Source organism: Pseudomonas sp. FW305-7 (assembly GCF_058786735.1).
On the sequence record NZ_JBYSZA010000001.1, the window covers coordinates 80,027 to 94,246 of the forward strand.

Consider the following 14,220-nt stretch of genomic DNA (forward strand, 5'->3'; position numbering starts at 1 on the left):
CAGGAGTTACCCATGAATCAATTCACTCAACTCATCCCGGCCGGCGTCAGCGAGCTTGATCTGACGTTACTGCGCCAAACCATCGCCTTGTCCGAGGCATCGAAACAGCGCGGTCGCCATCCGTTCGCGGCATTGGTGGCCGACCGTAACGGCAAGGTGATTGTCGAAGCAGGCAATAACTCGATGCCCCCGGAAGGCGATCCGACTCAGCATGCGGAGTTGGTGGCAGCGGCGGCAGCGGCAAAACTGCTGTCGCCGCAGGAGCTGGAACTGTGCACGCTGTACACCAGCGCCGAACCTTGCTGCATGTGCGCCGGCGCCGTGTATTGGACCGGGATCGGGCGGGTGGTGTATGCCTTGTCGGAACATGCCTTGCTGGGGTTGACGGGGGATCATCCGGAGAATCCGACGTTCTCCTTACCTTGCCGCGAGGTGTTCGCCAAGGGGCAACGCAAGGTCAGTGTATTGGGGCCGATGCTGGAGGGGGAGGCGGCTGAACCGCACAAAGGGTTCTGGTCATAACGCGCAACGTGCAGGAAGTCGCTATCCCCGCGCCGCGTTCTTGCTCCTGGTGATTCGCAGGTCGATCCATGGGATGGCCCTTCAATCAAATGAATGAAGGGCCGACGCTGATGATCGCCAACCGCAGGGGAAAAACGTAATTATCCTGATCCGAGAAATTGATTGCCCGGTGCCACACGTTAATGACCGGACACGCCTGGCACATCCATATTGATCTTGCGCCAGAACGCTTCAGAAAAACTGTAGACCGAGAAGGCAATCAGCCCCAGCGCCATCACCATCAAAATCAGCCAACCTGCGGGTAGATTCTGCAGCGCATCAAGTGCTTCCTTCATCCCCGGTGGATCCATGGCCTGATAAGCGGAACCACTGATTGCCAGCAGCACGGCAATCTCGATGAATACCACGCCGCGAGCTATCAGACCGAACCGGGATACCGGACGGACATAGCGCATGACATCTTCGTCGGCCTCGAAATATTGTACGAACGACGCTTTCCAGCCCTTGATGATGTGAGCAATGCCCACCCCAAGCGGAATGAGAGCGATCAGGTACACCAACAAGTTCGAGTGTTTCCACGACAAGAGATGCGCCAGCCAGTCTTTGGTTTGCCCTCCGCCATCGCCCGAGCTCTGGATGCCGCTGACGAGCAGGCCCAACGCAAAAAACGCCAGCGCCCCGTTGACCAGACCTCCCGCCAACAGACCAGCGCGAATCACCAGACCTTTGAGTTGTTTGCCGTGATGATCGACATCGCGCGTGGCTTGCAGGACACGCCAGGCCGCAAATGCGAGCAGACCCGCCACCACAAGTCCGACTAAAAAATAGCCGAATGGCTGGCCGAGCAAAGCTTCAAGGCTCTTGTGGCTGTCTTTGGCTCTGGTCGAGTCCTGGGCTGCCAGCAATGCGAAGATACCGATGATCAAATACAACACTCCCCGAGCGGCATATCCTCCCCGGGCGAGTATGACAAGGCTGTGTTGCGCGGACATGGGTGTATTCCTGAAAGGGCATAGAGAGCAGACCCTTCTTGCCAGGAGGGGTTCTATTCACCTTCCAGGCGCTTAAACCCTGGTTACGTGTTGCGAGTCGATGAGGATTATTCAAGGTCGCCTGGCAGTAAATTGCGACTTCCGTCGAGCGGGGCATCGCCTATGGCGGTAACTGCCGTGACGCTTATCGCGCATCACACTGCGGCGCAGGCTCGCCGCTCAACGCATCCACCATCGGCGGATGCTCCTGCACGGCCTGACGCAGATCTTCGGTCACACGCAGTTCCGCCCCTGTCGGCGAAAAAGTCGCTGCCGCCGCAAAAGGTGCGGGATTGGCCGGAACCGGGCGTTTACCGCGTCGCCACAAGAAAAAGGTGACCATGCACAGATTGACCAGCGCAAATACCCAGAACAGGCCATTGGCGCCGAACGAGTTCATCACCGGCGAAATCATCATCGGACTGATCGCCGACCCCAGTGAGTTAATCAGCAGCAAACCCTGAATCATCGGCACCAACGCTTCGGCAGGGGCGCGGTCGGCGGCGTGGCTGACGGCAACCGGATAAAGCGCGAATACACCGCCGCCGAGCAGAAACAACATCGCGGCGAGCAGGGTTGGGGACAAAGGAAGCAGGACGATCACCAGCGATAACACCGAGCACGCCCCCGTCAGCAGGGTAAGCACCTGCAAACGATCCTTGCGGTCGGACCAGCGTCCGACCGGGTATTGCAGAAGCATGGCGCCGAGGATTGTCCACGCCATCATGCTGCCGACCTCACCGACATTCAGGCCGCTGCGCTGCAGATACAACGGCAGCAAAGTGTAAATCGCCGCGATGCTGACACCCGAGCCGAAACAGCCGACCAGCCCGGTCGGTGTGACGCCCAGCAGTTGCCGTGGTTTGAGCGGTTCCACCTGATCGAGCAGGGGCGACACGCGCGGCAGGATCACGATCGGCAACACCGACAGCGAGGCGAGCATGCCGGCGACCATGAACGGTGCGCTGTCGCTCAATCCAGTAATTTTGCCCAACGTTGCCTGCCCAAGCACACCGGCGCCATACAAGACGATCATGTACAGCGCGAGCAAGCGGCCGCGGATCTTCGCGTCGCCCGCCAGCAGCAGCCAGCTTTCGATCACCAGAAATACGCCGACCGTGGCCCAGCCGTTGATCAGGCGCAGGGCGAACCAGCCCCAAGTGTCATAGAACAATCCCTGCAGCAGGATGGTCACGGCGATCAGCGAAGCAAAGCTGCCGTAGGCGCGGATATGGCCGATGCGCAGAATCAAGCGGTCATTGAACACGGCGCCTAGCGTGAGACCGATAAAGTAGGCCGATGAAACCACACCGATCATCGTCGCCGAGGCACCGGCGGCGTCCAGTCGAAGGGTGGTCAGCGAAGACAGAAAACCGTTGCCCAGGGCAACAATGAACAGCCCGAGCAGGGGCGCCAGCGCCATGGCCAGCAAACGCGGAGACATAAAAACCTCTGGAGATCGAACAGCACAACGTGCGCCTCTGCGCAGGTGATTGCCAAGCCGAAAAAGTGTGTGATGCGAGTGCCCGCCGAACGGGCAGGGTTGTAGAGCCGGACACCCATCAGCGAGGTGTGCCCAGGCATTCAGCTAGACGTCAGTCACCGGTTTCGGCGCCTGCAAGATTGCGCGGGATTCTAAGGCTTGTACGGAATTTGCCAATGGCTGTTGGCTGCGACGGTTGGACGCAGGTGAAAAGCCTCGAGGCCCCCACTGCAGTTGATCAATGACACTGCAAAGTTCTAACGTCGGTTGATGTCGCTCACGGCAGCGAGCCCGAAGCCTTCAAGGCTCTTGCCCAATTTGGCAAAAAAACGGCAGAGCGCTTCGCAGCGTCTGCCGTCCATTCGCAATGCTGTAGTTCAAACCGCAATTTATTCTCTGGGTCGCTCAATCCGGACAGGCTCTCCAGCCTCAAGCATGAAATGGATAATCAATGTACCCACGCTGATCCCCGCCGAAAAAGCTACTCGGGTCCGGCGCGTTGAGTGTCAGGCCATCGTGAAGCCGACGCGGCAGGTCCGGGTTGGCCAGGAACGGGCGGCCGAATGCAATGATGTCGGCACGATCGGCAATCAGCGCCTGTTCGGCAGATTGCGCATCGTAGCCGCCCGCCAGGATCAGCACGCCGTTCCAGGTCTTGCGCAATTGGGCAATGATCGCGTCCCAGCGCGGGTCGAAATTTTCATCCTTGACTGTGCCGACCATCGCCGGCTCGACCAAGTGCAGATACGCCAGATTCCATTGATTGAGCGCTTCGACGAGGTGGCCGAAGGTTGCCTCCGGAGTGTCATCGCCCATGCCCATGAAGCGGCCCATCGGCGTCAGGCGCACGCCGACTCGCTCGGCGCCGACTTCTTCAGCCACGGCCGCGACCACTTCCAGCAGAAACCGTGCGCGATTCTCCACGCTGCCGCCATAGGCATCGTCACGCTGGTTGCTGTTGCTGTTAAGAAACTGATCGAGCAGGTAACCGTTGCCGGCATGAATCTCTACACCGTCCATGCCCGCCTGCAATGCGTTGCGCGCGGCCACTCGATAGTCCTCGACGATGCCGGCGATTTCCGCGGTTTCCAGCGCGCGCGGCACCGGCACATCACCCCAAACGCCGTTACCGTTTTCGTCGACGATAAACGTCTTGCCGGGCACCGGCAACGCGCTAGGCGCAACCGGCAGGCCGGCATCGGGTTGAAAGCTTTGGTGGGACACCCGGCCGACGTGCCACAGTTGCATGAAGATCAGACCGCCGGCCTCGTGCACCGCCGCGCTGACGTCACGCCACGCACGGACCTGCTCAGGGCTGTAGATGCCTGGCGTCCAGGCGTAACCCTGAGCCTGCCGGGAGATTTGCGTGGCCTCGGTGATGATCAGTGCGGCGCTGGCCCGTTGGCGGTAATACTCGGCGTTCATGGACGTTGGCACATCCCCCGGTTGGCCGGCGCGTGAGCGCGTCAACGGCGCCATCGCCACGCGATGGGCGAGGGTGTAAGGACCGAGTGCGAGGGGTTGGAACAGGCGACGGGTCATGGGTAGCTCCAGATATCAATAGAGGGAATTCAAGCGCGGCAGCGGTGCCGCGAACCAGTGGCGCTAACTTAACCGGGTGTAGCGGGGCTGATAATCGGTGGCCGGCGCTACGCTGTTTTGCGCAGGGCGCAACGGCACCCGTGCTCATCGGCGATGAACACGGGCGTGGCTCAGGCGGGTGGGTTGGAGCGCGTCAGCGGCAGATTCAGCCAGCGCCGGCCGGTAGCGTTGGCGACGGCGTTGCCAAGGGCGGCGGCCATCGGTCCCTGGACGATTTCAGCGGCACCGAGGAAGGGTTCTCCCGGCTGGTCGAGCAAATGCACATCGACTTTTTTCGGCAGTTGCGTGAAACGCAGAATCGGATAACCGCTCCAGTCGTAACTGCGAATGCCGCCCGTGTCGTAGGCGACTTTTTCGTACAGGGTCCAGCTCGCGGACTGCACAATGCCGCCCTCGACCTGATTGCGCAGGCCATCGGGGCTGACGATCTGGCCGACGTCCACCGCCGTCACCACGTGATCGACGCGGATCTCGCCGGTCTGCGGATGCACCCGCAGCTTCACCGCGATGGCGCAGTAACCCATGATGTTTTTGTAGCGGGCAAAAGCGAAACCGATACCGGCGCCGGGCTCGCCGCTTTTCTGCGGCCAACCGATCTCATCACGAACACGTTCTACGACCGCGCGAGCACGCGGGTCGCTGAGATGGGCCAGACGCAACGCGACCGCGTCGATGCCGGCCCGGATCGCCAGTTCGTCGATACTCGCCTCGATGGCAAAGATGTTGATGTGCGCCCCCAGCGAACGCATGGCCGAGGTGCGAAAGGGCATCTGGGTGACGAAGGTCATGTTGATGCGCGTCGAGTTGAGGTTGTACAGCGGCACCGCGTTGCGATCACCATCGCCTTCGGGCTGGGCGATCGGCACGGAGGGCGCCGAGGCGAAGGGCCGCGCGAGCAAGCGTGCTGGCAACAGACGCCCGGCGTTGACGATGCGTTCGTTGTGCGGCGTGGTCCACAGTTCGTAGGCCCAGTCCTGCAGGCGGCCCTGAGCGAGGCCGGCGTCGACTTCGGTGACCATCGCCGAGCTATACGGCTCCCATAGATTTTCCTGCTCGCGCATCCATTGCACGCGCACCGGCGTACCGGGCATGCGCATGGCGATCAATGCTGCATCGGCGGCGGCATCATCGGCGCCGTTGTGCCCGTAACACCCTGAGCCTTCGGCATGAATACAGCGCACCCGCTCAAGTGGCAGACCGAGCATTTCGGCAATGCCGGCGCGCAGCGGGTAAACGCCCTGGGTGTGGGTCCAGACGGTGAGAGCGCCGTCCTTGAACCAGGCCACTGCGCAAGACGGGCCGATCGAGCCGTGCATCAGATACTGCTTGGTGACCCGCGCCTGAAAACGTGTGTCGGCCGCGCCGCTCGGCGTGCCGTTGTTGCTGATCGGATAGCGTCGTGAGGGCAGGCGTTTGAGCAGACCATGAATCTCTGCCGCCTCGGGAATCGCCTCGCCCTCGCTCCATTGCGTCACCTCGCTGGCACGGCGCATGGCTTTGATCGCTTGCCACTCATCACGGGCGACCACCGCCAGGTAGTTGCCGTCGCGGATCACCTTGACCACGCCAGACAGCGTTTCGATGGACGCCGCATCGAACGCTTGCAGCGCGCAGCCCGGACGGGGCGGGCGGATCACCCGCGCATGCAGCATGCCCGGCAGGCGCATGTCCTGGACGAATGCTGCGCCACCGCTGACCTTCGCCGGGATGTCGAGGCGCGGCAGCGAATGGCCGATGAGTTTGAAATCAGCGGCGGCCATCGCCGGTGACTGAGCCTTGGCATATTGATGCACATCGACATGTCTGACCGCGTCGGCGTAACTCATCCGCTGAGCGGCCGGCCCTTCGATCACACCATCGCGGGTACTCAGCAGCGCCGCATCGACCTGCCAACTGCGCGCGGCGGCATCGACGAGCATTTCGCGCACCTGCGCGGCGGCGTTATACAACGCGGTACCGCTGTCGAAAATGCTGTGGCTGCCGGCGGTGTAGCCTTCGTTGGGCGTCAGCGCGGTGTCGGCGGTGAGCAGGTTGATGGATGTTGCCGGTACCTGCAAACGCTCGGCGGCGATTTGCAGCAGCGCGGTTTTCACGCCGGTGCCCAATTCAACCTTGCCGGTGTAGACGGTAATGCCGTCGGCGCCGATGCGGATCCAGGCGTCGAGCCACGGGTTGGTGCGCAGGCTTCCGGGGAGGTCGGGGGCGAGGACCACGGTGCCGAGTGTATCGACTTCCGTATCCGCCAACACACGTCGCGCCACCGGCATCAGGGTGAACGCCATCAGCAACGCGCCGCCGCGCAGGAAAGCGCGTCGGCTTGGGTTCAACTCATTCGACTCACTCATGTCAGGCTCCCGTTGTGCCCGGCCACCTGTTTGATCGCCTCGATAATCCGCAAGTGCGTTCCGCAGCGGCACAGGTTACCGGCCATGTGCTCACGAATGGTGGCCTCATCAGGGTGTCGATTACGCTCAAGCAACGCCTGCGCGCGCATCAGCATGCCGGCAATGCAGTAGCCGCATTGCGCGGCCTGTTTCTCGATGAACGAGGCTTGCAGCGGGCCGGGTTGTTCCGCGCTGCCGAGGCTTTCCACGGTGCGGATTTTTTTGCCTTCGAGGCCGGCGCAGGGCGTCAGGCAGGCGAACACCGGTTGATCATCGACGATCACCGTGCAGGCACCGCATTGGCCGAGACCGCATCCGTATTTGGCGCCGTTGAGGTTCAAGTGATTGCGTAGCGCATACAGCAGCGGCATGTCCGGCTCCAGCTCAAGCGGTTGCGCGGCTCCGTTGACGTTGAGGGTGATCTGGCTCATTTCGTCTCCTGACGTAACGCTTCAATAGTGGAAGAGAGGTCGGCCCACGGCTGATCGGGGCTGGCTTGCTGACGCAGATACGCGGCCAGTGCGGCGAGTTGTGCGTTGTCCAGGCTGGCGGCGAATGCAGGCATGACCGGGCCGGGCGATCCGGGTGTGGCGGGCAGACCTTCAAGCATGGTTTTGAGGAAGTTGCGCGAACTGGTCGCTTGCAGCGCCGAGGTGTTTTGCAGGCCCGGGCGACCATCGATGGTGCGCATCGGTGCCGCAGGGCCATGGCAACCGGCGCAGGCGCTGCTGAAGAGCAGGGCGCCGTTCGAAGGGTCTGCCGGTTCACTGGCAGGCGTCTTCGCCGTCGTCTCTGTCACCGAAGGCGGGTTTTCCAAGCTCAGCAAATACTCGGCAATCGCCTCGGCTTCACTGGCGGGCAAGCGGGCCAGACTCAAGCTGACCGGACGCATCGGGCCGGCGGGTGTGCCGTGGCCATCGACGATCTCGGCGCGCAGATAGCCCACCAGTTGCTCGCGACTCCACGGGTTGCTGCGTTGGCCCATTCCGACCAGTGCGGGCGCCTGCCAGCCATCGACGCTGCCGCCCTGCAGATAGTCCGCGGATTTTTCTGCGCCGATCAGGTTCAGCGGCGAATGGCAGCCGGCGCAATGGCCCGGACCGTCGACCAGATAACGCCCGCGATTCCACGCCTCGCTGCGTTGCGCCAGCGGCGTCAGTGGCTCACCGTGCAGAAACAGCAGGTTCCAGAACGCCACCAACGGCCGAATGTTCATCGGAAAATTCATCCGGTTCTGCTCAGCCGGCGCGTGCACGGCGGGGCCGCTCATCAAGTAGGCATAGGCGTCGGCGATATCTGCCGCGCTCATGCGCCGGTAGTGCACATAGGGGAACGCCGGATAGAGGAAGTGACCATCGCGAGCAAAGCCCTGACGCATCGCCCGCTCAAAGGCTGGCAGTGACCATTGGCCGATACCGGTCTCGGCGTCCGGGGTGATGTTGGTGCTGTACAGCGTGCCGAAGGGCGTTACCAACGGCAGCCCGCCGGCCAGATATTCACCACCGGGGCGGGTATGGCAGACCGCACAATCGCCGGCCTCGACCACCCGCGCCCCGCGTTGCAACTGCGCAGTATCGAACATCGTCGGGCGCTCGATCGGCGCAATTGCCGGGCGCCACATCAGCCAAACGGCACCGATCAGGCCGAGCACGGCGACCACTGCCACGCTGATCCAAAGCGTTCTGGACTTCAGGAAGTGGCGGTTCATGGGACAGAGAAAAACGCGGTGGGCAATGGCAGAACGGATGGGATACGGGTCATGACAACGCTCCTTGTGACCGCCGGGGAAGGGCGCCGCTGAGGGCGGCGGCGCCATGGGTCAAAGCGTAGAGATACCGCCGGCGCGGGAGAATCATCGGCGCACGCAATAGCGCGTTGCGCGAGAAGCAACGCCTGCGCCGTTGCGCCGGACGCATCACTGCGTTGCCCGCCGCGTGGATTCTGCGCATCGCCACAGGGCCGTAGCCTTGGCCGCACTTTCCTGAACTCAATGAGGTGTCATCATGCTCACGGGCAACCCGGTCGTTGCGACCAACGCCGAACAGCCGGCAGGGCTTTCCGGCCTGATGGTCGCGTTCCTGGCATTCTGCTGCGGAGCGGTTGTGGCCAATCTTTATTACGCCCAGCCGATCGTCGAACTGATTGCGCCGCAGATCGGTCTGTCCAGCGCCAATGCCAGCCTGATCGTTTCGCTGACGCAGTTTGGTTACGCGCTGGGCCTGTTGCTGCTGGTGCCACTGGCCGACCTGATGGAGAACCGTCGGCTGGTGGTCGGCTTCACCCTCGCGGCGAGTGTCACGCTGTTGTGCGCCGGGCTGACCCATTCACCGTCGATGTTCCTGGTGTTGTCTTTGCTGATCGGCCTGACCTCGGTGGCCGTGCAGATTCTGGTGCCGCTGGCGGCGCACTTGGCGCCGGAGGCCAGCCGTGGCCGCGTCGTCGGCAATATCATGAGCGGTCTGCTGCTGGGGATTCTGTTGTCGCGGCCACTGTCGAGCCTGTTGGTCGACGTGTTCGGCTGGCGTGGGGTGTTTTACAGCGCAGCGGCCCTGATGGCGGTCATCGCTCTGATTACCGCCGTGGCATTGCCGCGTCGGCTGCCGACGCACAAAGCCACGTATGCTGCGCTGATCGGTTCGGTGTTTGCCTTGGCTCGGCGTTATCCGGTGTTGCGTCAGCGCTCGCTGTATCAAGGGCTGCTGTTTGCCAGCTTCAGCCTGTTCTGGACCCTCGCACCGATTGAATTGATACGTCATCACGGCTTCACCCAGGCACACGTGGCGATCTTCGCGCTGGTCGGTGCGGTGGGTGCCATTGCAGCGCCGATTGCCGGGCATCTGGCCGATGCCGGGCATGGTCGTCGCGGCACACTGGTCGCGTTGTTGCTGGCGCCGGTGGCGCTGTTGATCGCTGCGCTCCCGGGCAGCGGCTATGTCTGGCTGGTGGTGTGCGCGGTGCTGCTGGATTTCGCCGTGCAATTGAACATGGTGCTCGGCCAGCGTGAGGTGTACGCCCTCGATCCCCACAGCCGTGCGCGCCTGAACGCCGTGTACATGACCAGCATTTTCGTCGGCGGTGCGGTGGGGTCTCTGGTGGCGAGCCCGCTGTACGAGCATTTCGGCTGGAACCTGTCCGCCGTCGCGGTGGCGCTGCTGCCAGCGCTGGCGCTCGGATTATTCCTGAGCCGCAAGGCCGATGTCTGAACAGCCGGCGAGTGCGGGCAAGCACGGCGGTACAAGACGACGGGGGCACAGTGATGCACAATCATCCGCGTTCCCTATCGACCGGACCCCGCTTATGGACAAGTTGCTGGCACTGAAGATGTTTGTGGAAACCGTGCGCTGCGGGGGCTATTCCTCGGCAGCGCGCAAACTCGGGATATCAACGTCGTCAGTGACACGGCAAGTGGCAGGGCTGGAACACGAGCTGGGCGCGAGCCTGCTCAATCGCACCACGCGCAACACCAGCGTGACTGTTGCCGGCCAGACCTATTTCGAAAAAGCCGTGGCGATTCTCGACGCGATCGACGAAGCCGATGCCGTGGTTGCGGATCGTGGCAGCGAAGCGCAGGGCCGTCTGCGCATCAGCGTGCCGGTGGAGTTTGGGCGACGCCTGATCGCGCCGCACCTGAGCCGCTTGCTCGAGCGGCATCCGGGTCTGGAGATCAGTCTGTCGCTGAGCGATCAGGTCAGTGACCTGCTCAGCGAGCAGATTGATGTTTCGGTGCGCCTGGGGTCGTCCGTGGTCAGTGATGACATCGTCAGCAAACGCGTGGGGCATTTCGAACGCTGGGTGGTGGCCAGTCCGGAGTATCTGGCGCGTAGCGCAGCGCTTTGTCACCCACGGGATTTGCTGGAGCATCAATGCCTGCGTTTCGATTACGGCGCCACACACCAGCACTGGACCTTTCAGAATGAAGATGCGCCCATTCAGCTCAACGTCCACGGGCGCCTGCAAAGCAATAACGCCGACATCCTGCGCGAAGCAGCCATCGGCGGTGGCGGGGTGACGCTGCTGGCTGACTGGCTGGTACGCGACGACGTCGCAGCCGGCCGGCTGACCCGGTTGCTTGAGCATTACGAGGTCAATCCCGGCAGCGCCAGCACCTGCATCAACGCGTTGTATTTACCCAATCACCGAGGGTCCAGCCGGATCAATGTGTTTATCGATTTCCTGATGGAAATTCTCAGCCCGACGGCCGTGACCACCCCCGCAGCGTAATTCCTGTGGCTCAACGGCGCCCGGTTCGTGTAATCACATCCACCTACCTCTGGTGAGCGATTGACGGCGTCTGGAAGGGAACTGAGCAGTTCAAGAAGTGCGGGTGATCAAAGGACCTATTGGGTCCATTATGCTTAGAAGCTGTTATTCAGAAGCCGTTGTTACCTGGTCACTTATAAGCTGAGCCAAAATTCGCACGGGCTCCGTAAAACTCCGCTGAGACCGATGTATCAGTCCGATATCACGGTGAAAGGTATGCTGTCCCAGATCGAGCGCTCGTACACCCGCGGGCCATTCCTGATGGGCTTCCGTCTGTGGCACCAGGGCTATGCCTACACCATTTCCCACCAGCTTGATGATGGCCTCCAGTTCATCCAGTTCGCAAACTTCCTGCAAGGTGAAATGCATTTGCCGCAGGAAACGATCGACCTGCCTGCCGCCGAAGGATGATCGGTCATAGCGAATGAATGGCTGGCTGGACAGCAGTTCCGACCAGTCTTCGCCCTCTAGGTCACGTGGCACGATCAGTCGGTAGGGCTCTCGCGCCAACGTCGTCCAGCGCAGGTCACTTTGAAGGGAGAAGGGCGGGCGAATGATGACGGCCATGTCGATCTCGCCGGCGTCGACAAGGTTCACCATCTCCATCGAAAGGCCCGGGATGACACGTGTGCGGCACTGCGGGCACTGTTGGTGAAACTTTGCTAGCGCATCTGGCAAATAGGAGCGCTGCACGGACGCGATCGCACCGATGTTGACCAGCACGCTGGGAGGCTTGCCCAGCGTTGTAGAGCCCAAATTGTCATAAAGCCTCAACAGCTCTTGCGCCTGCAGAAGTATCTGGTGGCCCATTTTATTGAGATGGGCCGAACGTCCTTTCCTGTCGAAAATTTCGAACCCGAGCTCGGCCTCTAGGCGCTGGATTTGCGCGCTCACGGCGGCCTGAGTCAGGCCGATCTTATTGCCGGCAGCGGCGAACGTGCCTTCCCGCGCCACGGCAATGAGTGTCTTCAATTCTTTGATCATTCACAAATATTAGTTGTGTTTCTAAGAAATATATATTGATTTTTATGTTGGGTTTTCCGTCCTACGATGTTTCCCATCCCCGGCAACGGCTGAATCCAGAGAGCCAATGACGGTGGGAATGTTCGCCAACCAACAAAAAATATTTGGAGTTCTGATGAGCCTCTCGCCATTCCACCTCGCAATCCCTGTTTACGACCTGGCTGCAGCTCGCACCTTTTACGGTGAGGTTTTTGGTCTTGAAGAAGGGCGCTCCAGCACGCAGTGGGTCGATTTCGATTTTTATGGTCACCAACTGGTGATTCACGAACATCCAAAAACCGCTTCGCAGGAAAGCGTCCATAGCAACCCGGTCGACGGACACGATGTTCCAGTTCCGCACTTCGGCATCATTTTAGGTTGGGAACAGTGGGAGGCACTGGCCGAACGTCTGAAGGCGTTTGTTACCGAATTCGTGATCGAACCATACATTCGTTTCAAAGGCCAAGTGGGCGAGCAAGCCACCATGTTTTTGTTTGATCCGTGCGGCAACGCTCTTGAGTTCAAGGCTTTCAAGGATATGAGCCAGCTCTTCGCCAAGTAACAACGCCCATGGCACAACCGCGTTGTGCCATTTGATCTCAAGTGAGCTGGAAGCTCATGACTCTAGCAGCTGCGAGTAGACGCAGACCTTTCATTCCAACAAGAAGGCTAGACATGAAACGTATTCCCTTGGTGTGGCAAATCGTTGCCGGGCTGCTGCTTGGCGTGCTTGTCGGTTGGTACTTCAATACTCATCCGTATTATCAGACATGGGTGAGTGCGGAGATCCTCAAACCGCTCGGTGACATCTTCATCAAGATGATGAAGATGGTGGTTGTACCGATCGTGTTTTGTTGCATGATCCTGGGCATTGCAGGCGGTGGCGATAACAAGTCGTTTGGCCGCATGGGGATAAAGTCGCTGGGCTACTTTTTTGCGATTACGGCCTTGGCCATTGTCATCGGCTTGTGTTTCGCCAACGTTTTCGAGCCGGGTACCGGCACCGATATTTCCGGTATTTCGCACGGTACTGCGGCGATTACTCTGGAGCCGTCCAAAGGCGCATTGGTCATCTTGCAAAACATCGTCCCTGACAATGTGCTGGTTGCTATGTCAGAAGCGAAGTTGCTGTCCGTGCTGTTTTTCGCCGTGTTGTTAGGCATGGCATTGAACGCTCTGCCGAAGGACAAAAGCGCACCTTTCATCGCGGTGGTTCAGAGCCTTTCCGATGCGATGTTCAAGGTCGTCTCAATCGTCATGGCATACGCACCGATCGGTGTGTTTGGGATGATCGGCGCGACCGTGGCGACGTTTGGTTTCGCATCATTGTTGCCGTTGCTCAAGTTGATCGGGGTGGTTTATCTGGCGCTGATTGTTTTCGCATTGGTGATACTCGGCGGCATTTGCTACTTGATTGGCGAAAACATTTTCAAGTTGATCCGCTACTTTCGCAATGAGTTGATTCTGGCGTTTTCGAGTGCCGCGTCAGCCGCCGTCATGCCGCAGTTGATGACGCGATTGGAGAGCTACGGTGTACCGCGTCGGATCGTCAGTTTTGTGGTGCCGGTGGGTTATGCGTTCAACCTGGATGGCGCATCGATTTTTCTCGGTGTGGCGACAATTTTCGTGGCGCAACTCTATGGCATCGACCTCTCGCTGTCGCAGCAGATCCTGTTGGTGGTGACGATGGTGCTGACATCAAAGGGCGCAGCAGGGGTGCCGGGTTTTGCCATCATCATCTTGTCAGCGACATTGGCGTCTGCCGGGTTGCCGTTGGAAGGGGTGGCGTTGATTGCCGGCATTTTCAGGATTATTGACAGCGGCACTACCACGTTGAATGTGCTGGGCAATGCCATCGCACCTTTGGTTATCGCCAAGTGGGAAAGGGTCGAACTGGAACCCGCGCAGGGTCATCCAGCAGCTAGCGTCTAGTCGT

General features: G+C 60.6%; 12 protein-coding genes. 5 read left to right on the forward strand and 7 right to left on the reverse strand.

Annotation, left to right across the window (positions count from 1 at the left end):
- Positions 1-12 precede the first annotated feature (12 nt).
- The gene (locus AC3WMT_RS00370) at positions 13-522 is read left to right on the forward strand and encodes a nucleoside deaminase (protein WP_008077533.1); all 510 of its coding nucleotides are present in this window, start codon (positions 13-15) and stop codon (positions 520-522) included.
- Between the two features lie 179 nt (positions 523-701).
- Here the strand turns inward: AC3WMT_RS00370 and AC3WMT_RS00375 are convergent, their stop codons facing one another.
- The 6 genes from AC3WMT_RS00375 to AC3WMT_RS00400 form a co-directional block, all read right to left on the reverse strand.
- Positions 702-1,514 (reverse strand): DUF1206 domain-containing protein, encoded by an 813-nt coding sequence (locus AC3WMT_RS00375; protein WP_103301974.1) that lies wholly within the window; start codon positions 1,512-1,514, stop codon positions 702-704.
- Positions 1,515-1,698: 184 nt separating this feature from the next.
- Entirely contained in the window at positions 1,699-2,997 is a 1,299-nt protein-coding gene (locus tag AC3WMT_RS00380; RefSeq protein WP_103301975.1) for an MFS transporter, read from the reverse strand.
- 468 nt (positions 2,998-3,465) lie between these two features.
- Complete coding sequence (locus AC3WMT_RS00385; RefSeq protein ID WP_103301976.1) at positions 3,466-4,578, reverse strand: alkene reductase; 1,113 nt, start codon at positions 4,576-4,578, stop codon at positions 3,466-3,468.
- A gap of 170 nt (positions 4,579-4,748) precedes the next feature.
- Positions 4,749-6,983 (reverse strand): xanthine dehydrogenase family protein molybdopterin-binding subunit, encoded by a 2,235-nt coding sequence (locus AC3WMT_RS00390; RefSeq protein WP_103301977.1) that lies wholly within the window; start codon positions 6,981-6,983, stop codon positions 4,749-4,751.
- Positions 6,980-7,453, reverse strand: a complete 474-nt coding sequence (locus AC3WMT_RS00395; protein ID WP_103301978.1) for a (2Fe-2S)-binding protein — start codon at positions 7,451-7,453, stop codon at positions 6,980-6,982. Before AC3WMT_RS00395 ends, AC3WMT_RS00390 begins: the two co-directional genes overlap by 4 nt.
- On the reverse strand, positions 7,450-8,688 hold the full coding sequence (locus tag AC3WMT_RS00400; RefSeq protein WP_371919298.1) for a c-type cytochrome: 1,239 nt from the start codon (positions 8,686-8,688) through the stop codon (positions 7,450-7,452). The genes AC3WMT_RS00395 and AC3WMT_RS00400 overlap by 4 nt, the downstream gene beginning before the upstream one ends.
- Positions 8,689-9,025: 337 nt before the next feature.
- Between AC3WMT_RS00400 and AC3WMT_RS00405 the strand changes: the two genes are divergently transcribed.
- Both AC3WMT_RS00405 and AC3WMT_RS00410 read left to right on the forward strand, forming a co-directional pair.
- Complete coding sequence (locus tag AC3WMT_RS00405; protein ID WP_103301980.1) at positions 9,026-10,225, forward strand: MFS transporter; 1,200 nt, start codon at positions 9,026-9,028, stop codon at positions 10,223-10,225.
- A 94-nt stretch (positions 10,226-10,319) separates the two neighbouring features.
- Positions 10,320-11,243, forward strand: coding sequence for a LysR family transcriptional regulator (locus tag AC3WMT_RS00410; RefSeq protein WP_103301981.1), 924 nt, complete (start codon positions 10,320-10,322; stop codon positions 11,241-11,243).
- A 144-nt stretch (positions 11,244-11,387) separates the two neighbouring features.
- Here AC3WMT_RS00410 and AC3WMT_RS00415 read toward each other — a convergent pair whose 3' ends face one another.
- Positions 11,388-12,266 carry a LysR family transcriptional regulator gene (locus AC3WMT_RS00415; RefSeq protein WP_103301982.1) on the reverse strand — a complete coding sequence of 293 codons (879 nt, stop codon included), beginning with the start codon at positions 12,264-12,266 and terminating at the stop codon, positions 11,388-11,390.
- Between the two features lie 154 nt (positions 12,267-12,420).
- Between AC3WMT_RS00415 and AC3WMT_RS00420 the strand changes: the two genes are divergently transcribed.
- Positions 12,421-12,846, forward strand: coding sequence for a VOC family protein (locus AC3WMT_RS00420; protein WP_103302443.1), 426 nt, complete (start codon positions 12,421-12,423; stop codon positions 12,844-12,846).
- A gap of 113 nt (positions 12,847-12,959) precedes the next feature.
- Positions 12,960-14,216, forward strand: a complete 1,257-nt coding sequence (locus tag AC3WMT_RS00425; protein ID WP_103301983.1) for a cation:dicarboxylate symporter family transporter — start codon at positions 12,960-12,962, stop codon at positions 14,214-14,216.
- Positions 14,217-14,220 lie beyond the last annotated feature (4 nt).